This is a genomic window from Streptomyces sp. HUAS MG91 (assembly GCF_040529335.1).
GTDB classification, from domain to species: domain Bacteria; phylum Actinomycetota; class Actinomycetes; order Streptomycetales; family Streptomycetaceae; genus Streptomyces; species Streptomyces tabacisoli.
Genome location: NZ_CP159534.1, coordinates 5,714,917 through 5,734,335, shown reverse-complemented (window position 1 = coordinate 5,734,335; position 19,419 = coordinate 5,714,917). Strand labels below are relative to the sequence as shown.

The window sequence follows — 19,419 nt, the reverse complement described above, 5'->3', positions numbered from 1 at the left end:
CGGGAGCCCTCAGTAGCGCGGCGCGTTCCGGGACCGCTGCACCTTCGTGGTGCGGCGGTCCTTCGCGTTCCAGCACGCCTTGTGCCAGTGGCGCCGGTCGTCCACGCCGCCGTACTCGGGCCAGGCCACGACATGGGCGACCCCGGAGGCGATCTCCTGGTCGCATCCGGGGCAGCGGTAGGTCTTGCCGGCCGCGCTCGCGCCCGCGACATGGCGCACGCTCCACTCCTCGCCCTGCCAGTGCTCGGAGGACTGGAACCCGCCGTAGCGCCGCCCCTCGTCGTCGCTGCTGCCTGACGATCCGCCGGCCTTGGGGCGGTTGCGACGCGGGGACACGGATCACCTCACGGGGTGCTGGTACGGAGCGGGGTCTGGACCAGCGTACGCCGACGGAGCTGCGACGATCGGCCCTCACCACGACCCCCACCGGCCCGCGCGGACCCCATCCGCACCGGCGCTGCGCAGAAAATCTGTCAATCTTCATGCCAGGCCGTGTCTTTGGCACTTGCCAACCGTTAATGCCTGCATGGGGAGTGCCCGCGTCGGCGCCAAGGAGGCAAAAACGCGATGCGCGTAGGAACGTTTGTACTGGCGGCCCAGTTTCCGGGCCAGGGGCAGGGGGAGGCTCTGCACCGTGCGGTGCGGTCGGCCGAGGTCGCCGAGGAGGCGGGCCTGGACACGGCCTGGCTCGCCGAACATCACTTCGTGCCGTACGGGACCTGCCCGTCGGCCATCACACTGGCCGCGCTGCTGCTCGGCCGCACCCGCACCCTGCGGATCGGCACGGCCGTGAGCGTGCTGCCGACGGCCCACCCGGTGGCCCTGGGCGAGCAGGCGGCGCTGCTGCACCTGACCTCGGGCGGGCGCTTCTCGCTCGGCGTGGGGCGCGGCGGGCCGTGGGTGGACCTGGAGGTCTTCGGCTCGGGTCTCGAGGCGTACGAGTCGGGGTTCCCGGACTCGCTCGATCTGCTGCTGCGCTGGCTGCGTGAGACCCATGTGGCGGGCGGGGACGGCCGGTTCCCGTTCCGCGAGGTGCCGGTGGTGCCGCGCCCGGCCGAGGCGATAGGCGACACGGACCCGGCGGGACCCGAGGTCGTCGTCGCCTGTACGTCACCGAAGAGCGTGCGCACCGCCGCCGAGCGCGGCCTGCCGATGCTGCTCGGGATGCACTGCGGCGACGAGGAGAAGGCGGAGATGGTGGCACTGTGGCGACGGAGCGCGCGCGAGGCCGGGCGCACGCCCGACGAGATCCTCTCCGCGCCCCATGTCTCCGCCGGGGTCGCCCAGATCGGCGATTGCGGCGCGGACGCGTCGGAGGCGCTCCTGAAGGCGATGCCAGGCTGGCTGAAACAGGGGCTGGACGCGCATGTGACGGTGGACGGACGCGTACGCAAGATGCGGGATCCGCGCGCCTACACGGAGCTGCTGTGCCGTCTGCACCCGGTCGGCACCCCGCAGTTGTGCGCGGACCGGCTCGCCGCCACATCGGAGCGCACCGGCATCACACGCTTCGCGCTGCTCGTCGAGGGCTCGGGGGATCTCGCGGCGACGGAGGAGAACGTCCGTCGGCTGGGAGCCGAGGTCCTGCCGCAACTCGGCTGATCCCGCCCGTCGGTCGCCCTTGAGGTCCGGTGCCTGCCGCCCGTACAGAAGCACCTCCCGCGCACGGGACGGCAGGCAAACCGATCCAAGGCGATTGCCGTCAGCAGTCACGCAGCTCCGGTGACTGGTTGAGCAGCTGGTTGCGGACCGAGGTGAAGCGGGCCAGCGTCTCGTCCACCGCCGGGGTCAGCGGGAAGACCGCGACCCGGTGGCAGTTCTGGAACGCCAGCCGGACACCGAAGTGCCGCTGGAGTGCGCCACGAATCGCGTCACTCGCGAGCGCACGCAGCAGCTGTCCACGTGCCTGCTCGTCCGGCGGCGGCGTCTGGTTGTCGGCGAAGTCTCCGCCGTCGACCTTCAGCTGAGCCACCAGGGAGCTGATCATCTCCCATGCGTAAGGCAGGGAGGTCCGGACGCAGTCGACGAAGTCCGCTTCGTCAACCTCGCCTCGCTCGGCCTGTTCCAACAGTGCCGGTGAGACGTCGAGCGACATGGGTTCTCCTCTCGCACCCCCAGGGAGCGGGGGTTGACGGACAGGCCGGGAGCCCCCGGTACACGCGGCCCCTCGAACACTCAGCGTGCGCGCACCGCGACCTCCTGCTTCTACGGTAAGCAACGCTTCCGGAGCGCAACAGGGCGTACCGCGCACCGGTCGCACACAACCAGCCAATAACGAACGGGGTACTTCTTAATAAAAGGGGCACCCGAAAGGGCTCGGACAGGGCGGCGCCGGGCGACCGGCGGGCGAAGTGCGGGGAGCGGCGGCAGTCGAGTAGCGTTGCCCACCATGCGTCTCGTCATCGCCCGCTGCTCCGTGGATTACGCGGGCAGGCTCACCGCCCATCTTCCGTCGGCCCCCCGTCTCATCCTCGTGAAGGCGGACGGCAGCGTCTCCATCCACGCGGACGACCGGGCCTACAAGCCCCTCAACTGGATGTCGCCGCCCTGCACCTTGAAGGAGGGCACGGGTGACGACGAAGGCACCTGGACCGTCATCAACAAGGCGGGCGAAAAACTGATCATCACGATGGAGGAGATCCTCCACGACTCGTCGCACGAGCTCGGTGTCGACCCGGGGCTCATCAAGGACGGCGTGGAAGCGCACCTTCAGGAACTCCTCGCGGACCGCATCGACACCCTCGGCGAGGGCTACACGCTGATCCGCCGCGAGTACATGACGGCGATCGGCCCGGTCGACATCCTGTGCCGGGACGCCGAGGGGCAGACCGTCGCCGTGGAGATCAAGCGGCGCGGCGAGATCGACGGCGTGGAGCAGCTCACGCGCTACCTGGAGCTGCTGAACCGCGACCCGCACCTCGCGCCGGTCCGCGGTGTCTTCGCGGCGCAGGAGATCAAGCCGCAGGCCCGGGTGCTGGCGACGGATCGCGGTATCGGGTGCACGGTGCTCGACTACGACGCGATGCGCGGGATCGAGGACGACAAGCTGCGGCTCTTCTAGAGGTCGACCGCGAGAAGCCGCGGTCGCGTCCGCTCAGTCGATGAGCGGACGCGGCCGCGGCTTCGTCGTGGTTGCTCGCGCAGTTCCCCGCGCTCCTGACGGGGCGCTCTACATCACCGTGTCGGAGACGCTGGGCGCGACGGGGTTGCTCGCCGTGTCGGTGCTCGCCGTGTCCGTCGGTGTCGGGTCCGGCGTCTCGGACGGCGGGGAGGTCGAGGGATCGTCGCTCGGCGTCGGCGGCTTGGTCGGCGTTTTCGTCGGAGACTTCGTGGGCGACTTCGTCGGGGACTTCGTCGGCTTCCCGCTCGGGGACTTCGTCGGCCGGTCCGGGGACGTGGAGCCGCTCGGGTCCTCCGACGGCGATCCGCTGGCACTCTGCGACGGCGCCGGATCGTCCGCCGTGCCCGGGACCCCGTCCGCACCGGGGTCGGCCGGCGCCGAGGCGGAGCCGTCGCTGCCCTTGCCGCTGTCCCCGGCCTTCTCCGCGCCCAGGTCCCCGCCGGTCTCCCCCGCCGTGGCCGACGGGTTGGTGTTGACCTTGTCGGACGGCGGCTCGTCGCTGTTCGACAAGGTGCCGAGGGTGACGACCGTGCCGAGCACCGCCGCGAGCAGCGCGCCCGCGCCGGCCGCGACCAGGTTGCGCCGGGTGCCGCGGACGATGGACCTGCGCGAGGGCACAGGGCCGCCGCCGACCACCGTCGGAGCGGGCGCGGGCGGCCGGCTCACCAAGGTCTCGGCCTCGCCCGGCGCCTCGGGCGGCGCGTACGTGGCGAGCACCCCGCCGGGCGGCGACTGCGACTCCTCGTACATCGCGTCGGGGACTTCCTCGCCGGCCGCCGTGCGGCCACCGGGCAGCGCGCCGCCGGAACGGTCCGCCACCAGGGCGAGGGCGCGCCGGCCCGCGATCGTGCCCCGCTTGTCGGCGAGGGCGCCGCGCAGGCCGATGGAGGCCTCCAGCTCGGCGCGGGCCCGGTCGAGCTGCCCGTCGAGCAGCGCGAGGATCCCCAGCTCGTGGTGGAAGTAGGCCTCTTCGGAGACGAGTCCGGCGATCCGGGCCGCCTCCTGCCCGGAGCGCAGCGCACGCTCCCAGGCGCTCCAGGCGAGCCCGGCGGCGAACGCGGGCGCGGCAGCGCGGGCCAGCTCCACGGACGCGGGCGTCGCCTCGTCGCCGGCCGAGGCCGACACCGGTACGAGGACGGCGAGCGCGGCCAGCAGGGCGTCGCTCTCGGCGGCGACCCGCTCGGGGCCGACCGACGGGTGCCCGGCCCACCAGGCGTAGTGCAGGGCCGCCGTACGGGCCCGCTCGACGCTCTCGTCCCCGAACCCGGCGGCCTCCAACTGCACCTGGACACCGGCCGCGAGGCGGTAGCGCGCGCCGACCGCGGTGACGAGGGCGCTGGAGACCAGCTCGGCCAGGGCCGCGTCGGCGTGCTGGTCGCCCACGAGCGCGGGCAGATGCGCCTGGTGCGGGATCTCGCCGCCCAGCGCGACGGCGAACCGCAGGGTGGAGCGGGCCGAGCGGCTCAGCCGGGAGGCGAGCAGCGCGGCGGGAGCGGCGCCCTCGGCGAGCGAGGGCAGCGGTACGTCGTGGCCGTCGGCGGAGTCGAACGGCGCGTCCACCGGCTCGTCGGAGAAGGCGCTGAACTCGTCGAAGACGCTCGGATCGGCGCTCAGTTGGTCCCGCTGCCGCAGCAGGGCGCCGGCCTGCGCGAACCGCAGGGGCAGCCCCTCCGACTCGAACCACAGGTCACCGGCCCACTGGGCCTCCTCGTCGGTGAGCACCCGGCCGACGACGCGCTCCAGGAGTTCCAGGCTGCCGCCGCGGCCGAGGCCGCCGAGGAAGACCTCCTCCACGTGGGAGTCGGCCGACGGCGCGGCGACGTCGGGCGTCGCGGCGAGCAGGAAGGCGCACTCCGGCGTGGCTTCGAGGAGTTCGTCGAGCTGGGCGCCGCCGAACTCGAGGTCGTCCAGGACGACGACGGCGCCGACCTCGTGCACGAGTTCGCGCATCAGGGTGCGGTCGGGGTGGTACAGCGGTGCGTTGTAGACGGCGCCGAACAGCTCGTACAGCAGGTCGTCGGCCGAGCGGTGGTGCCCGGAGAGCCGGACGACGCCGTCGGGCGCGATGCCGAGGCAGTCCTCGGCGACCTGGTCGAGGAGCGCGGTGCGCCCGGATCCCGACGGTCCGGTGAGCCGTACGGAGCGCCCGCGCGCGAGGAGCCGTACCAGTCGCTCGCGGTCCTCCTGGCGCTCCAGGAGCGGCAGCCGGGGCAGCGCGGGCCCGGGCGGCAGCGGCGGACGTGCGGCCCGCGCGCGGTCGACGCGCTCGGCGTCGTCGAACTTGACGGGCCTGCCCGGGCGTTCACCCGGCGGGCAGGGTTCGATCTCGCTGCCGTCGACAGGGTTGACGGTCAGGAGGTGGTCGCCCGACACGACCTGCACGGTGCGCGCGAGCGCGGGCACCGGCTGGCCGAAGTCGGGTGGGACGGGCGGCCGCTGGCGGCCGCCGTGCGCCGGCGTGCTGTCGTCGCGCCGGTCCTTGCTGAAGTCTTCCGGTCCCCGGTTCGTCGGGTCCATGCTGAAAGCCCCCCAAAAGCGTGGTGTGCCGCTTGCCCCTCCCGGCCTGTGCACACTGCGCTGTCGCTTCTGGTCCGGTGCCCGCGAGGCGGGTCGTCATACCGCGGGCGACCGAACCCTAGACCTTGTCGCAGTATCTCCGAACAGCCGGGGTGCCGCGCCGCCCGAGACGTCACAGTCTCGTGAGGATTGTGGGCGCTTCCCCCGTGAATGAGCGATTCACACCTTCGGGGGGTGAACGTTCCTCACACGCGGGGCAGTGACTCGACTCCGATGCCGCCCTCGATGGCCAGGATCCGGTGCAGCCGGGTGGCGACCAGCAGGCGCTGCATGCGGTCCGGGACCCCGCGCAGCACGAGCCTGCGTCCGCAGCGGCCGGCCCGCCGGTGGGCGCCCATGATGACGCCGAGTCCGGTCGCGTCCCACGAGTCCAGTTCGGACAGGTCGAGGACCAGGTCTCCGATGCCGTCGTCGACGGCGGTGTGCAGGACCGTACGGGCGTCCGCCGCGCTCCGGACGTCGAGGCGGCCCCCGACGACCAGCTCGGCGTGGTCGCCCCTGATGTGCATATGCGCTCCCCGTGCGATCAGTAGTGACGAGAGGTTTCCATGTGATCTGGGTATGTCACTGCAACTGACTGGCTCAAGGCGCCAGAAGTTGCCGTCTGTAAGCGAACCGATACCGAATTCACCCTGAGGGGTGATGTCGCGTCAGGCGGGGCCGGTTCAGCCCCGCTTGCCGGTTCAGCCGTGCTTGTAGAAGCCCTGCCCGCTCTTGCGTCCGATGTCACCGGCGTCCACCATCCGGCGCATCAGCTCCGGCGGCGCGAACTTCTCGTCCTGCGACTCGGTGTAGATGTTGCTGGTGGCGTGCAGCAGGATGTCGACGCCGGTCAGGTCGGCCGTGGCCAGCGGGCCCATGGCGTGGCCGAAGCCCAGCTTGCAGGCGATGTCGATGTCCTCCGCGGTGGCGACGCCCGACTCGTACAGCTTCGCCGCCTCGACGACGAGGGCCGAGATGAGCCGGGTGGTGACGAAGCCCGCCACGTCGCGGTTGACGACGATGCAGGTCTTGCCGACGGACTCGGCGAACTCCCGCGCGGTGGCGAGGGTTTCGTCGCTCGTCTTGTAGCCGCGGACCAGCTCGCACAGCTGCATCATCGGCACCGGCGAGAAGAAGTGGGCGCCGACGACGCGCTCCGGGCGGTCCGTCACCGCCGCGATCTTGGTGATCGGGATGGCGGAGGTGTTCGACGCGAGCACCGTGTCGTCCCGCACGATCTTGTCGAGCGCGCGGAAGATCTCGTGCTTGATCTCCAGCTTCTCGAAGACGGCCTCGACGACGAGGTCGGCGTCGGCGGCCGCGTCCAGATCGGTGGTCGGCGTGATGCGGGCGAGGGCCGCCTCGGCGTCCTCGGCCGCCAGTTTGCCCTTGCTCACGAACTTGTCGTACGACGCCTTGATCCCGTCGGTGCCGCGCGTGAGGGCTTCGTCGGTGACGTCGCGCAGGACGACGTCCCAGCCCGCCTGGGCAGAGACCTGGGCGATGCCGGACCCCATGAGACCGGCCCCGATGACGGCGAGCTTCCGTGCCACGTGCGACTCCCCTTACCGCGTACCCGCGTACCGCTTAACCACTGTTTACGTTGCTCTTTTGCGGACCTTAGCGTCCGTGAGGGGTTGTGTGACCGCATAGAGATGCGCGTCACGTCTCGAATGACGGACATCACACCGGTGCCGGTCGTTCGGCGGTCATCGGTCGGTCATCAGGCGTCACGCACGGCGTAGTTGAGCACCTTTTCGCTCAGCAGTCCCGGCCGGCACCGGCCTCCTGGCTCGGCGTCTCACGACGCTTCTCGCGCCCGGCCGGCCCGACCTCGCCTTCGCGGCGGCGGCCGTGACGGTCGGTACACACGCCCTAGGGGCGGCCGGGCGGGCTCCCGGCCAGGGTGGTGGTGGGTGACGCGCGGGCTTAACTACGCTGGCCGCATGGTCAACCTGACGCGCATCTACACCCGTACCGGAGACAAGGGCAGCACCGCCCTCGGCGACATGAGCCGCACCGCCAAGACCGATCTGCGGATCTCGGCGTACGCGGACGCCAACGAGGCCAACGCCGTCATCGGCACGGCGATCGCCCTCGGCGGCCTGGACGAGGAGGTCGTCACGGTGCTCACGCGCGTCCAGAACGACCTGTTCGACGTCGGCGCCGACCTGTCGACGCCCGTCGCCGAGAACCCCGAGTACCCGCCGCTGCGCGTCGAGCAGTTCTACGTGGACAAGCTGGAGGCGGACTGCGACCGGTTCAACGCCGAGCTGGAGAAGCTGCGCTCGTTCATCCTGCCGGGCGGCACCGCGGGCGCCGCCCTGCTGCACCAGGCGTGCACCGTGGTGCGGCGGGCCGAGCGGTCGACGTGGGCGGCCATGGAGGTGCACGGCGAGACGATGAACCCGCTGACGGCGACGTACCTGAACCGGCTCTCGGACCTGCTGTTCATCCTCGCCCGCATCGCGAACAAGCAGGTCGGGGACGTGCTGTGGGTGCCGGGAGGCGAGCGCTAGGCGGCTCCTCCACCGCGAGCCGGCGCCTTCTTCGGGAACAGTGTGTAGCTCAGCGCGATGACCACGTTGAGGCCGATGAGGAACAGCATGCGCTGCTGCCACTGGGTCAGGGAGCCGGTGTCCCCGTCGTCGCCGACGTACCAGATCGCGCCCTGCAGCAGCCCGATGGCAATGACCGAGGCGAGCACCCAGCGCGCGGCGAGCTTCCACTCGTGGACCGCCCGCGCGGTGCCGTACTTGGGCGTCGACGGCGGCGGGCCGCCCGCGAAGCGGTGGGCGACGCGGACGTCCACCCAGCGGACGGTGTAGTGGCCGAGCGCCACCGAGTAGCCGATGTAGACGGCGGCGAGGCCGTGCTTCCAGTCCGGTTCGGCGCCGTTCTTGAGGTCGACGGCGGTGACGACCAGCAGGATCACCTCGAGCAGCGGCTCGCACAGCAGGACGGCGAGACCCGCGCGGGGCATCCGGGCCCAGTAGCGCAGGGCGAGTCCGGCGGCGAGCAGCACCCAGAAGGCGACCTCGCAGACGACGATGAGCGTGACGATCACGACGGGCTCCTCTCGTTCCCCGCTTCCAGCCTGGCCGCCGGACGGGCCGGGATCGTCGTCGTACGTGACGAGACGGCACTGCATCCTTCGATGTACCGGCGGCCCGCGCGAGATCGTTCTCCGGCACCGCGCCCGGCGGCCCCGGCCCGTGTTGGATGGGGTCATGCATCTGCCGCTCCCCCGCCCGCCGCACCGCGACGACGTCCGGATCGCCGTGGCGGGCCTGCTGGGCGGGCTGCTGCTGTGGGTCATCGGCCTCGGCATGAACACGGGCCGGCCGCTCGGCGGCGCGTGGCTCCTGCTGCCGCTCGTCGCGATGGCGGGCCTGGAGCTGGTGCGCCGGACGCTGCCGTGGTGCGCGGTCGCGGCGGGCACCCTGGTGCTGATCGCCGACCAGTGCACCACGGGGAGCCTGGCGACCGTCCTGATGTACACGGACCTGGTCTACGCGGCCGTCCTGTACGGCAGCCCGGCGGCGGCCCGGCGCATCCCCGTGGCCGCCGGTCTGCTCACGGTCGCGGTGACGCTGGGCGCGCTGGCCGTGTGGCGGCGGCCGGAGGCGCTGCTGATCGGGGTCGCCGTGGGCCTGGTGACGTTCACCCCGGCCGCCACCGGGGTGCTGGTCCGCAACCACCGCGAGACGGCGGCGGCCGAACGGCTGCGGGCCGAACAGACCGCGCTGCTCGCCGAGATCGACCGCGTCCAGGCGGTGACGGCGGAGCGCGCCCGGATGGCCCGCGAGCTGCACGACATGGTGGCCAACCATCTTTCGGCCATCGCGATCCACTCCACGGCCGCGCTGTCCATCGACGACGCGGCGACGACCCGTACGGCGTTGGAGACCATCCGCGAGAACAGCGTCGAGGGGCTGGCCGAGATGCGCCGCCTGATCGGGCTGCTGCGCGACGCGGGCGCCTCCGAGGAACCGGCCGCGGCGCCGACCCTGGACGGCCTGGGCGCCCTCGTCGACCAGGCCAGAGTGAACGGGCTCGACGCGGAGCTGACCGTCACCGGCGCCACCACCGGCCTGCCCGCCCCGGTCGGCCTCGCCGCGTACCGCATCGTCCAGGAGTCCCTCACCAACGCCCTCAAGCACGCCTCCCCCGGCGGCGTCACGGTCGAGCTCCGGCGCTCGGCCGACCGGATCGAGGTGCGGGTCACCAGCCCGTACGGGGACCGGGACGGGCCGCGCGCGCCCGGCTCCGGCGCCGGGCTCGTCGGCATGCGCGAGCGCGCCGAGCTGCTCGCCGGGACCTTCGAGGCGGGCCCGCACCCCGCTGCCGGGCGCACGGTCTGGCGGGTGCGCGCGACCCTGCCACTCGAACCCCCGACCCCCGAAGGAGAACCCGCGTGATCCGCGTACTCGTCGCCGAGGACCAGTCCGCCGTACGGGCCGGACTCGTGCTCATCCTGGGCAGCGCGCCGGACATCGAGGTGGCCGGGGAGGCGGAGGACGGCGAGCGGGCGGTGGCGCTGGCCCGTGAGCTGCGGCCCGATCTGGTCCTGATGGATGTTCAGATGCCGCGCCTCGACGGGGTTTCGGCCACTCGCGCGATCGTCGCCGAAGGGCTCGCGGACGTTCTGGTGCTGACCACCTTCGACCTCGACGCGTACGTCTTCGGGGCGCTGCGCGCGGGCGCCGCCGGGTTCCTGCTCAAGACCACCGACGCCAAGGACCTGATCGAGGCCGTGCGGACGGTCGCGCGCGGTGAGGGGACGATCGCGCCGGCCGTGACCCGCCGGCTGATCGCCGAATTCGCGTCAGGTCCGCAACGCGCGCCCGCCCCACCGGAGTTGGCCACCTTCACCCGGCGCGAGCGCGAAGTCCTCCGCTGCCTGGGCGAAGGGCTCTCCAACGCGGGGATCGCGGACCGCCTCGACATGGCGGAGGCCACGGTGAAAACGCACGTCAGCCGCCTTCTCGGCAAGCTGGGACTGCGCAGCCGCGTACAAGCCGCGGTGATGGCGCAGGAGTTGGGTCTGTAGGCCGCCGCCGCAGGTTGCCCGAAACCCGTAATTGGTTTAGACCTTGACCGATGGTCCAGACCTTTCTATTCTCACCGCACTGCGGTGAGCACACTCCCCACTTCCGGTGCTCATGGGCGTCGCAGGGATCCACCCCCTTCACGGACCCCGGAACCCCGAGGAGCACCCCATGCGCTCGACCGACGTACCCAGAAAGCGACTGCGGCACAGATTCACCGCCGTCCTGGCCACGCTCGTCCTCCCCGCCGCAGGCCTGACCGCCGTCACGGCGCTCGCCTCCCCCTCGTCGGCGGCGGCCGCGGCCAGCGCCGTCACCGCGACCTACGCCAAGACCCAGGACTGGGGCACCGGGTTCGAGGGCAAGTGGACGATCAAGAACGGCGGCACCACGGCGATCAGCTCGTGGGCCGTCGAGTGGGACTTCCCCTCCGGCACGAAGGTGACCTCGGCCTGGGACGCCACCGTCACCAACTCCGCCGACCACTGGACCGGCAAGAACCTCTCCTGGAACGGGTCGCTCGCCCCCGGCGCCTCGATCTCCTTCGGCTTCAACGGCTCCGGCGCCGGCGCCCCCACCGGCTGCAAGATCAACGGCGCCTCCTGCGACGGCGGTGACGTGCCCGGCGACGCGGCCCCCTCCGCGCCCGGCACCCCGACCGCCTCCGCCATCACCGACACCTCGGTGAAGCTCTCCTGGTCGGCGGCGACCGACGACAAGGGCGTCAAGAACTACGACGTCCTGCGCGACGGCGCCAAGGTCACGACGGTGACGGGGACCTCGTACTCCGACAGCGGCCTGACCGCGGGCACCGACTACTCGTACACCGTCCAGGCCCGCGACACCGCCGACCAGACGGGTCCCGCCTCCGGCGCGGTCAAGGTCCACACCACTGGCGGCGGCGGCACGGACCCGGGCAACCCGGGCACCGGCGGCAAGGTCAACCTGGGCTACTTCACCGACTGGGGCGTCTACGGCCGCCAGTACTACCCGAAGAACCTGGAGACCTCCGGCTCGGCCTCCAAGATCACCCACATCAACTACGCGTTCGGCAACGTGCAGAACGGCCAGTGCACGATGGGTGACAGCTACGCCGACACGGACATGGCCTACACCGCGGCCAACTCCGTCTCCGGCGTCGCCGACACCTGGGACCAGCCGCTGCGCGGCGCCTTCAACCAGCTGCGCCAGCTCAAGGCCAAGCACCCGAACCTGAAGATCCTGTGGTCCTTCGGCGGCTGGACCTGGTCCGGCGGCTTCGGCCAGGCCGCGCAGAACCCGGCCGCGTTCGCCGACTCCTGCTACAAGCTGGTCGAGGACCCGCGCTGGGCCGATGTCTTCGACGGCATCGACATCGACTGGGAGTACCCCAACGCCTGCGGCCTGTCCTGTGACACCTCGGGCCAGGACGCCCTGAAGAAGCTGGCCACCGCGCTGCGCGCCAAGTTCGGCTCCAACAACCTGGTCACCGCCGCGATCACCGCGGACGGCTCGGCCGGCGGCAAGATCGAGAAGAACGACTACGCGGGCGCTTCCCAGTCCTTCGACTGGTACAACGTCATGACCTACGACTTCTTCGGCGCGTTCAACGCCAAGGGCCCGACGGCTCCGCACTCCCCGCTCACCTCGTACGCCGGCATCCCGCAGCAGGGCTTCACCTCGGCGGACGCCATCGCGAAGCTCAAGGCGCAGGGCGTCCCCGCCGCCAAGCTGCTGCTCGGCATCGGCTTCTACGGCCGCGGCTGGACGGGCGTCACGCAGAAGGAGCCGGGCGGCACCGCGACGGGTCCGGCGGCCGGCACCTACGAGCAGGGCATCGAGGACTACAAGGTCCTGAAGACCAAGTGCCCCTCGAACGGCACCGTGGCCGGCACCGCGTACGCCTACTGCGGTTCCGACTGGTGGTCCTACGACACCCCGGCGACGATCGCCTCCAAGCTGACCTGGGCCAAGTCGCAGGGTCTGGGCGGCGCGTTCTTCTGGGAGTTCTCGGGAGACACCTCGAACGGTGAACTGGTCACCGCGGTCGCCAACGGCCTGAAGTAACCACCCACAAACGAAGCCGGGCCCACGGGAACGCCCCCCGTGCGCCCGGCTTCTCCATGCCGTCAGTCGCGGATCACGCCACGTTCACCCGCTGCCCGGGCGGCGCCGCCTCCAGCCACGCCAGGAAACCGGTCAGCGCGTCCTCGCTCATGGCCAGCTCGAGACGGGCCCCCCGATGCGTACAGGCCAGCACGATCGCATCGGACAGGAGCGCCAGCTCCTCTTCACCCTCGGGCGCCCGGCGCCCGGTCACCTCGATGGCGGCCCGCTCAAGAATCCGCCGGGGCCGCGGCGCGTACGAGAACACCCGGAACCACTCGATCCGGTCCCCGTTGTAGCGCGCGATCCCGTACCCCCACCCCTTGCCGGAGGTGTCCACGGCGTCCGGCGCGGGAGCGTCCCACCGCAGCGAGCAGTCGAAGGTGCCGCCCGAGCGCTGGATCAGCCGGCGCCGCAGGCCGAAGACGAACAATCCCAGCAGTACGAGTACGACGACCGCGACTACGCACAGCACGAGAACGAGGACCATCTGCACCGACCTCCTCGTCTCTCAAGGAACTTCTCGACCGATCAAACGCCTGATAACGGAACAGCAAAAACGGGTGGAGATCGCCTCAGCCGCGACCCGGTCCGGAGGTCATCTCCGGCCTGGGCCGCGGCTGAGGTACGTCACAGGGCTCGCTGGGGTCAGCGCGCCGCCACCGCACGCAGTCGGACGTCGGCGCGACGCTCGGCGGACGCGTCGGCGTCCGACTTCGCGCGCTCCAGCGCCCGCTCCGCCCGCTGGACATCGATCTCGTCCGACAGCTCGACGATCTCGGCCAGCAGCGACAGCTTGTCGTCCGCGAACGAGACGAAACCGCCGTGGACAGCCGCCACGACCGTTCCACCGTCGCTCGTGCGGATCGTCACCGGGCCCGACTCCAGCACACCGAGCAGCGGCTGGTGACCGGGCATGACGCCGATGTCGCCGGACGTGGTACGCGCGACGACCAGGGTGGCCTCGCCGGACCAGACACTGCGGTCCGCGGCGACGAGCTCGACGTGCAGCTCAGCAGCCAAGGTGGGCTCCTCGGGTCACCACCCGGCGGCATCCACTGCCGGGTGTTGGGTCAAAGTCTAGTGGGCGTTGCGGGAGGGCCGGGACACGCCCCGGCCCTCCCATGAGCTACGAGGCTCAGGAGACGCCGAGCTCCTTGGCGTTGGCCTTGAGGTCCTCGATGCCACCGCAGAGGAAGAACGCCTGCTCCGGGAAGTGGTCGTACTCGCCGTCGATGATCGCGTTGAAGGCCGTGATCGACTCGTCCAGCGGGACGTCCGACCCGTCGACGCCGGTGAACTGCTTGGCGACGTGGGTGTTCTGGGACAGGAAGCGCTCCACGCGACGGGCGCGGTGGACAGTGAGCTTGTCCTCCTCGCCGAGCTCGTCGATACCGAGGATCGCGATGATGTCCTGGAGGTCCTTGTACTTCTGGAGGACCGTCTTCACACGCATGGCCGTGTTGTAGTGGTCCGCCGCGATGTAGCGCGGGTCCAGGATGCGGGACGTGGAGTCCAGCGGGTCCACGGCCGGGTAGATGCCCTTCTCGGAGATCGGACGGGAGAGAACCGTCGTCGCGTCGAGGTGGGCGAACGTGGTGGCCGGGGCCGGGTCGGTCAGGTCGTCCGCAGGGACGTAGATCGCCTGCATCGAGGTGATCGAGTGACCACGGGTCGACGTGATGCGCTCCTGGAGGAGGCCCATCTCGTCGGCCAGGTTCGGCTGGTAACCCACGGCGGACGGCATGCGGCCGAGCAGCGTGGAGACCTCGGAACCGGCCTGCGTGAAGCGGAAGATGTTGTCGATGAAGAACAGCACGTCCTGCTTCTGCACATCGCGGAAGTACTCCGCCATGGTCAGACCCGCGAGGGCCACGCGCAGACGGGTGCCCGGCGGCTCGTCCATCTGGCCGAAGACCAGCGCGGTCTTGTCGATGACGCCCGAGTCGGCCATTTCCTCGATGAGGTCGTTGCCCTCACGGGTGCGCTCACCGACACCGGCGAACACGGAGACACCGTCGTGGTTGTTGGCGACGCGGTAGATCATCTCCTGGATGAGCACCGTCTTGCCGACGCCGGCACCGCCGAACAGGCCGATCTTTCCACCCTTGACGTACGGGGTGAGAAGGTCGACGACCTTGATGCCGGTCTCGAACATCTCGGTCTTCGACTCGAGCTCGTCGAAGTTCGGAGCCTTGCGGTGGATGCCCCAGCGCTCGCCCGTGTACTTCTCGTCCGTGTTCAGCACCTCGCCGAGGGTGTTGAACACCTTGCCCTTGGTGAAGTCGCCGACGGGAACGGTGATCGAGGCACCGGTGTCGGTCACCGGGGCCTGGCGGACCAGACCGTCGGTGGGCTGCATGGAGATGGCGCGGACCAGGCCGTCACCGAGGTGCTGGGCGACCTCGAGCGTCAGGGTCTTCTTCTCGCCGTCCTTGGCCGGGTCGGCCACCTGGACGTGCAGCGCGTTGTAGATCTCCGGCATCGCGTCGACGGGGAACTCCACGTCGACGACCGGGCCGATGACCCGGGCGACGCGGCCCGTGGCCGTCGCGGTCTCAACAGTGGTCGTCATTACTTGTCACTCCCCGCGTTCGCGTCGGCCAGGGCGCTGGCGCCACCGACGATCTCGCTGATTTCCTGGGTGATTTCGGCCTGGCGGGCCGCGTTGGCAAGTCGGGAGAGCGTGTTGATCAGCTCTCCCGCGTTGTCGGTCGCCGACTTCATCGCGCGGCGCGTGGCGGCGTGCTTGGAGGCAGCCGACTGGAGCAGCGCGTTGTAGATACGGCTCTCGACGTAGCGCGGCAGCAGGGCGTCGAGGACGTCCTCCGCCGACGGCTCGAAGTCGTACAGCGGACGAATCTCGTCCTTCGACGCCGACTCCTCCGCCACCTCTTCGAGGCTGAGCGGCAGCAGGCGGCTGTCGATCGCCGACTGCGTCATCATCGAGATGAACTCGGTGTAGACGATGTGGAGTTCATCCACGCCGCCCTCCGCCGTCTCCTTCTCGATGGCCTCGATCAGCGGGCCCGCGACCTTCTTGGCGTCCGCGTACGTGGGCTCGTCGGTGAAGCCCGACCACGACTCCACGACCTTGCGCTCGCGGAAGTTGTAGTGGGCCAGACCACGGCGGCCGACGATGTACGTGTCGACCTCCTTGCCCTCGGCCACGAGCCGCTCGGTGAGCTGCTCCGCGGCCTTGATCGCGTTCGAGTTGAAGGCGCCGGCCAGACCGCGGTCGCTCGTGAGGAGCAGAACCGCGACCCGGGTCGCCGTCTCGGCCTCGGTCGTCAGCGGGTGCTTGGTGTTCGACCCGGTCCCCACCGCCGTGACCGCGCGCGTGAGCTCGGTCGCGTACGGCGTGGAGGCCGCCACCTTGCGCTGCGCCTTGACGACGCGCGAGGCGGCGATCATCTCCATCGCCTTGGTGATCTTCTTGGTCGCGGTGACGGATCGGATGCGACGCTTGTAGACCCGGAGCTGGGCTCCCATGAGTCAGGTCCCTTCCGTCGTCACTTACCGGCGGCGGCCGGAGCGTCCTCGCCGAGAAGCTTCCCGTCCGAGGTCTCGAACTGCTTCTTGAACTCGACGATGGCGTCGGCAACAGCGGTGAGGGTGTCGTCCGACATCTTGCCGCCCTCCTTGATGGAGGTCATGAGGCCCTGCTCCTTGCGGTGCAGGTGCTCCAGGAGCTCCTTCTCGAAGCGGCGGATGTCGGCGACCGGGACATCGTCCATCTTGCCGGTGGTGCCGGCCCAGACGGAGACGACCTGGTCCTCGGTCGGCATCGGCTGGTACTGAGCCTGCTTGAGCAGCTCGACCAGACGCTGACCGCGCTCCAGCTGCGACTTCGACGCGGCGTCCAGGTCGGAACCGAAGGCGGCGAACGCCTCCAGCTCGCGGTACTGGGCCAGGTCGAGGCGGAGACGGCCGGAGACCTGCTTCATCGCCTTGTGCTGCGCGGAACCACCGACTCGGGAGACGGAGATACCGACGTTCAGCGCGGGGCGCTGACCGGCGTTGAAGAGGTCCGACTCCAGGAAGCACTGGCCGTCGGTGATGGAGATGACGTTGGTCGGGATGAACGCGGAGACGTCGTTGGCCTTCGTCTCGACGATCGGCAGACCCGTCATCGAACCGGCACCGAGCTCGTCCGAGAGCTTCGCGCAGCGCTCGAGCAGACGCGAGTGCAGGTAGAAGACGTCACCCGGGTAGGCCTCGCGCCCCGGCGGGCGGCGCAGCAGCAGGGACACGGCGCGGTAGGCGTCGGCCTGCTTCGAGAGGTCGTCGAAGATGATGAGGACGTGCTTGCCCTCGTACATCCACTGCTGGCCGATGGCCGAACCGGTGTACGGCGCCAGGTACTTGAAGCCGGCCGGGTCGGACGCCGGGGCGGCGACGATGGTCGTGTACTCCAGCGCGCCGGCCTCTTCCAGGGCACCACGCACGGAGGCGATGGTGGAACCCTTCTGACCGATGGCGACGTAGACGCAGCGGACCTGCTTCGACGGGTCGCCGGTGCGCCAGTTGTCGCGCTGGTTGATGATCGTGTCGACGGCCAGGGCGGTCTTGCCGGTCTGACGGTCACCGATGATCAGCTGACGCTGGCCACGGCCGATCGGGGTCATCGCGTCGACGGCCTTGTAGCCGGTCTCCATCGGCTCGTGCACCGACTTGCGCTGCATGACCGTGGGGGCCTGCAGCTCAAGGGCGCGGCGGCCGGACGTCTCGATGTCGCCGAGACCGTCGATCGGGTTGCCGAGCGGGTCGACGACGCGACCCAGGTAGCCCTCGCCGACACCGACGGACAGGACCTCGCCGGTACGCGTGACCGGCTGACCCTCCTCGATGCCGCTGAACTCACCGAGGACGATGGCGCCGATCTCGCGCTCTTCCAGGTTGAGCGCGAGGCCGAGGGTGCCGTCCTCGAACTTCAGCAGTTCGTTGGCCATGGCCGAGGGGAGACCCTCGACCTTCGCGATGCCGTCGCCGGCAAGGGTGACCGTACCGACCTCCTCGCGCGAGGCCGCGTCCGGCTTGTACGCCTGGACAAAGTTCTCCAGCGCGTCCCGGATCTCCTCCGGCCGGATCGTGAGCTCCGCCATCTGGGTTCCCTGCTCTCCTTGTTGGGCCCGAAGTGTTCTTGGGGTCTGGGGTCAGCCCCCAGGAATCCTCTGCACGGCCCAACTAGGGCCGTAGTTGTACGTGTGAGGTGTCAGCCGGCCATGCGGCGGCTGGCGTCCTCGATGCGGTCCGCGATGGAGCCGTTGATGACCTCGTCGCCGACCTGCACCTTGATCCCGCCGAGGACCCCGGGGTCCACGTCCAGGTTCAGGTGCATCCGACGCCCGTAGAGCTTCGCGAGGGCGTCGCCCAGGCGCTGCTTCTGCTGGTCGGTCAGCGGCACCGCCGTCGTGACGACGGCCACCATGCGCTCCCGGCGCTCCGCGGCGAGCTTGGAGAGGGACTCGAGTCCCCCTTCAAGGCTACGTCCACGCGGCACGGTCACAAGACGCTCGACGAGGCGCTCGGTGGTGGGCTTGGCCCGCCCGCCGAGAAGCTGCTTGACGAGGTCACCGCGCAGCTTGCCCGAGGCGCCCTTGTCGGTCAGGGCGGCACGGAGCTCGGCGTTGGAGGAGACGATCCGGTCGAACCGGAACAGCTCGTCCTCGACGTCGTCGAGTTCACCGCTCTTCTGCGCCGCGGTGAGGTCCGCGGTGTTGGCCAGCTCCTCGAGGGAGTCGACCAGGTCGCGCGAGGCCGACCACCGGGAGCGGACCAGACCGGACACCAGGTCGACGGCCTCGCCGCTGACCTGGCCGCCGAGCAGCCGGCCCGCGAGCTCGGCCTTGGCCTCGGCGGCCTGCGCCGGGTCGGTGAGAACCCGGCGCAGCGAGACCTCACGGTCCAGCAGCGCCGTCACCGCGGCCAGGTCACCGGCGAGCGCCTTGGCGTCGACCGACGTGGAGTCGGTCAGCGCGTCAAGACGCTCACGCGCGGCGACGAGGGCCTCGCGGCTCGCTCCGTGGGCGGTCATCGAGCAGCCTCTGCCTTCTCCTCGAGCTCACCGAGGAAGCGGTCGATCGTGCGCGACTGCCGGGCGTAGTCGTCGAGCGACTCGCCGACCAGCTTGCCGGCCAGGTCGGTGGCCAGCTGGCCGACGTCCTGACGCAGCGACTGAGCGGCGGCCTTGCGGTCGGCCTCGATCTGGGCGTGACCCGCGGCGATGATCTCCTCACGCTGCCGCTGGCCTTCCGCACGCATCTCGGCGATGAGCGTGGCGCCCTGCTCCTGCGCCTCCTGGCGCAGCCGCGCGGCCTCGTGCCGGGCCTCGGCGAGCTGAGCCTTGTACTGCTCAAGAACGCTCTGTGCCTCGGTCTGAGCGGCCTCCGCCTTCTCGATACCGCCTTCGATCAGCGCGTGGCGCTCTTCCAGCGTCTTGTTGATACGCGGGAGGAGCTTCTTGGCGAAGAAGAAGAAGACGATGGCGAAGGCAAGGGTGCCGACGAGCAGCTCGGGGCCGGGCGGGATGAGCGGGTTCTGCTCCTCCTCGGCCGCGAGTGCAACCAGGTTGGCGATCACATCAGTGCCTTTCGTCGAAAA

General features: G+C 70.5%; 19 protein-coding genes. 6 read left to right on the top strand and 13 right to left on the bottom strand.

Annotation, left to right across the window (positions count from 1 at the left end; genetic code table 11):
• Positions 1 to 9 precede the first annotated feature (9 nt).
• Positions 10 to 336 carry an ATP/GTP-binding protein gene (locus ABII15_RS26300; protein ID WP_353944745.1) on the bottom strand — a complete coding sequence of 109 codons (327 nt, stop codon included), beginning with the start codon at positions 334 to 336 and terminating at the stop codon, positions 10 to 12.
• Between the two features lie 231 nt (positions 337 to 567).
• Here ABII15_RS26300 and ABII15_RS26295 point away from each other — a divergent pair, with 231 nt between their 5' ends.
• A complete protein-coding gene (locus ABII15_RS26295; protein WP_353944744.1) occupies positions 568 to 1,602 on the top strand; it encodes an LLM class flavin-dependent oxidoreductase in 1,035 nt (344 codons plus the stop codon).
• 100 nt (positions 1,603 to 1,702) lie between these two features.
• On the opposite strand, the gene ABII15_RS26290 is transcribed toward ABII15_RS26295, so the two are convergent.
• Positions 1,703 to 2,095, bottom strand: a complete 393-nt coding sequence (locus ABII15_RS26290) for an SCO5389 family protein (protein ID WP_353944743.1) — start codon at positions 2,093 to 2,095, stop codon at positions 1,703 to 1,705.
• Positions 2,096 to 2,389: 294 nt separating this feature from the next.
• Here ABII15_RS26290 and nucS point away from each other — a divergent pair, with 294 nt between their 5' ends.
• Positions 2,390 to 3,061 (top strand): endonuclease NucS, encoded by a 672-nt coding sequence (gene nucS, locus ABII15_RS26285; RefSeq protein ID WP_111668273.1) that lies wholly within the window; start codon positions 2,390 to 2,392, stop codon positions 3,059 to 3,061.
• Positions 3,062 to 3,169: 108 nt separating this feature from the next.
• On the opposite strand, the gene ABII15_RS26280 is transcribed toward nucS, so the two are convergent.
• The 3 genes from ABII15_RS26280 to ABII15_RS26270 all read right to left on the bottom strand — a co-directional run bounded on the left by ABII15_RS26280 (position 3,170) and on the right by ABII15_RS26270 (position 7,233).
• Positions 3,170 to 5,638 carry an ATP-binding protein gene (locus ABII15_RS26280; RefSeq protein ID WP_353944742.1) on the bottom strand — a complete coding sequence of 823 codons (2,469 nt, stop codon included), beginning with the start codon at positions 5,636 to 5,638 and terminating at the stop codon, positions 3,170 to 3,172.
• Positions 5,639 to 5,883: 245 nt separating this feature from the next.
• A complete protein-coding gene (locus tag ABII15_RS26275) occupies positions 5,884 to 6,207 on the bottom strand; it encodes an STAS domain-containing protein (RefSeq protein ID WP_111668275.1) in 324 nt (107 codons plus the stop codon).
• A 174-nt stretch (positions 6,208 to 6,381) separates the two neighbouring features.
• Entirely contained in the window at positions 6,382 to 7,233 is an 852-nt protein-coding gene (locus tag ABII15_RS26270; RefSeq protein ID WP_353944741.1) for a 3-hydroxyacyl-CoA dehydrogenase family protein, read from the bottom strand.
• A gap of 393 nt (positions 7,234 to 7,626) precedes the next feature.
• Here ABII15_RS26270 and ABII15_RS26265 point away from each other — a divergent pair, with 393 nt between their 5' ends.
• Entirely contained in the window at positions 7,627 to 8,199 is a 573-nt protein-coding gene (locus ABII15_RS26265; RefSeq protein WP_353944740.1) for a cob(I)yrinic acid a,c-diamide adenosyltransferase, read from the top strand.
• Here ABII15_RS26265 and ABII15_RS26260 read toward each other — a convergent pair.
• A complete protein-coding gene (locus tag ABII15_RS26260) occupies positions 8,196 to 8,747 on the bottom strand; it encodes a hypothetical protein (protein ID WP_353944739.1) in 552 nt (183 codons plus the stop codon). The genes ABII15_RS26265 and ABII15_RS26260 overlap by 4 nt on opposite strands.
• A 163-nt stretch (positions 8,748 to 8,910) precedes the next feature.
• On the opposite strand from ABII15_RS26260, the gene ABII15_RS26255 reads away from it, so the two are divergent.
• The 3 genes from ABII15_RS26255 to ABII15_RS26245 all read left to right on the top strand — a co-directional run bounded on the left by ABII15_RS26255 (position 8,911) and on the right by ABII15_RS26245 (position 12,777).
• Positions 8,911 to 10,101, top strand: coding sequence for a histidine kinase (locus tag ABII15_RS26255; RefSeq protein ID WP_353944738.1), 1,191 nt, complete (start codon positions 8,911 to 8,913; stop codon positions 10,099 to 10,101).
• Positions 10,098 to 10,733: a response regulator transcription factor gene (locus ABII15_RS26250; protein ID WP_353944737.1), complete on the top strand. Its 636-nt coding sequence runs from the start codon at positions 10,098 to 10,100 to the stop codon at positions 10,731 to 10,733. Before ABII15_RS26255 ends, ABII15_RS26250 begins: the two co-directional genes overlap by 4 nt.
• Before the next feature lie 169 nt (positions 10,734 to 10,902).
• On the top strand, positions 10,903 to 12,777 hold the full coding sequence (locus ABII15_RS26245) for a glycoside hydrolase family 18 chitinase (RefSeq protein ID WP_353944736.1): 1,875 nt from the start codon (positions 10,903 to 10,905) through the stop codon (positions 12,775 to 12,777).
• Between the two features lie 73 nt (positions 12,778 to 12,850).
• On the opposite strand, the gene ABII15_RS26240 is transcribed toward ABII15_RS26245, so the two are convergent.
• From ABII15_RS26240 to ABII15_RS26210, 7 genes are all read right to left on the bottom strand, one after another.
• On the bottom strand, positions 12,851 to 13,306 hold the full coding sequence (locus ABII15_RS26240) for a DUF2550 domain-containing protein (protein WP_353944735.1): 456 nt from the start codon (positions 13,304 to 13,306) through the stop codon (positions 12,851 to 12,853).
• A gap of 158 nt (positions 13,307 to 13,464) precedes the next feature.
• Positions 13,465 to 13,839 carry a F0F1 ATP synthase subunit epsilon gene (locus ABII15_RS26235; protein ID WP_353944734.1) on the bottom strand — a complete coding sequence of 125 codons (375 nt, stop codon included), beginning with the start codon at positions 13,837 to 13,839 and terminating at the stop codon, positions 13,465 to 13,467.
• 115 nt (positions 13,840 to 13,954) lie between these two features.
• Complete coding sequence (atpD, locus tag ABII15_RS26230) at positions 13,955 to 15,391, bottom strand: F0F1 ATP synthase subunit beta (protein WP_353944733.1); 1,437 nt, start codon at positions 15,389 to 15,391, stop codon at positions 13,955 to 13,957.
• Complete coding sequence (locus ABII15_RS26225; RefSeq protein WP_353944732.1) at positions 15,391 to 16,308, bottom strand: F0F1 ATP synthase subunit gamma; 918 nt, start codon at positions 16,306 to 16,308, stop codon at positions 15,391 to 15,393. Before ABII15_RS26225 ends, atpD begins: the two co-directional genes overlap by 1 nt.
• Positions 16,309 to 16,328: 20 nt before the next feature.
• Positions 16,329 to 17,921: a F0F1 ATP synthase subunit alpha gene (gene atpA / locus ABII15_RS26220; RefSeq protein WP_353944731.1), complete on the bottom strand. Its 1,593-nt coding sequence runs from the start codon at positions 17,919 to 17,921 to the stop codon at positions 16,329 to 16,331.
• Between the two features lie 110 nt (positions 17,922 to 18,031).
• Complete coding sequence (locus ABII15_RS26215) at positions 18,032 to 18,853, bottom strand: F0F1 ATP synthase subunit delta (protein ID WP_353944730.1); 822 nt, start codon at positions 18,851 to 18,853, stop codon at positions 18,032 to 18,034.
• Positions 18,850 to 19,398 (bottom strand): F0F1 ATP synthase subunit B, encoded by a 549-nt coding sequence (locus ABII15_RS26210; RefSeq protein ID WP_353944729.1) that lies wholly within the window; start codon positions 19,396 to 19,398, stop codon positions 18,850 to 18,852. The genes ABII15_RS26215 and ABII15_RS26210 overlap by 4 nt, the downstream gene beginning before the upstream one ends.
• Positions 19,399 to 19,419: the final 21 nt, after the last annotated feature.

Excerpts from the sequence above, each read along its gene's own strand:
- ABII15_RS26295 (WP_353944744.1), top strand. The coding sequence starts at position 568 with ATGCGCGTAGGAACGTTTGTACTGGCGGCCCAGTTTCCGGGCCAGGGG.
- ABII15_RS26290 (WP_353944743.1), bottom strand. The coding sequence starts at position 2,095 with ATGTCGCTCGACGTCTCACCGGCACTGTTGGAACAGGCCGAGCGAGGC.
- nucS (WP_111668273.1), top strand. The coding sequence starts at position 2,390 with ATGCGTCTCGTCATCGCCCGCTGCTCCGTGGATTACGCGGGCAGGCTC.
- ABII15_RS26280 (WP_353944742.1), bottom strand. The coding sequence starts at position 5,638 with ATGGACCCGACGAACCGGGGACCGGAAGACTTCAGCAAGGACCGGCGC.
- ABII15_RS26275 (WP_111668275.1), bottom strand. The coding sequence starts at position 6,207 with ATGCACATCAGGGGCGACCACGCCGAGCTGGTCGTCGGGGGCCGCCTC.
- ABII15_RS26265 (WP_353944740.1), top strand. The coding sequence starts at position 7,627 with ATGGTCAACCTGACGCGCATCTACACCCGTACCGGAGACAAGGGCAGC.
- ABII15_RS26255 (WP_353944738.1), top strand. The coding sequence starts at position 8,911 with ATGCATCTGCCGCTCCCCCGCCCGCCGCACCGCGACGACGTCCGGATC.
- ABII15_RS26245 (WP_353944736.1), top strand. The coding sequence starts at position 10,903 with ATGCGCTCGACCGACGTACCCAGAAAGCGACTGCGGCACAGATTCACC.
- ABII15_RS26240 (WP_353944735.1), bottom strand. The coding sequence starts at position 13,306 with ATGGTCCTCGTTCTCGTGCTGTGCGTAGTCGCGGTCGTCGTACTCGTA.
- atpD (WP_353944733.1), bottom strand. The coding sequence starts at position 15,391 with ATGACGACCACTGTTGAGACCGCGACGGCCACGGGCCGCGTCGCCCGG.
- ABII15_RS26225 (WP_353944732.1), bottom strand. The coding sequence starts at position 16,308 with ATGGGAGCCCAGCTCCGGGTCTACAAGCGTCGCATCCGATCCGTCACC.
- atpA (WP_353944731.1), bottom strand. The coding sequence starts at position 17,921 with ATGGCGGAGCTCACGATCCGGCCGGAGGAGATCCGGGACGCGCTGGAG.
- ABII15_RS26215 (WP_353944730.1), bottom strand. The coding sequence starts at position 18,853 with ATGACCGCCCACGGAGCGAGCCGCGAGGCCCTCGTCGCCGCGCGTGAG.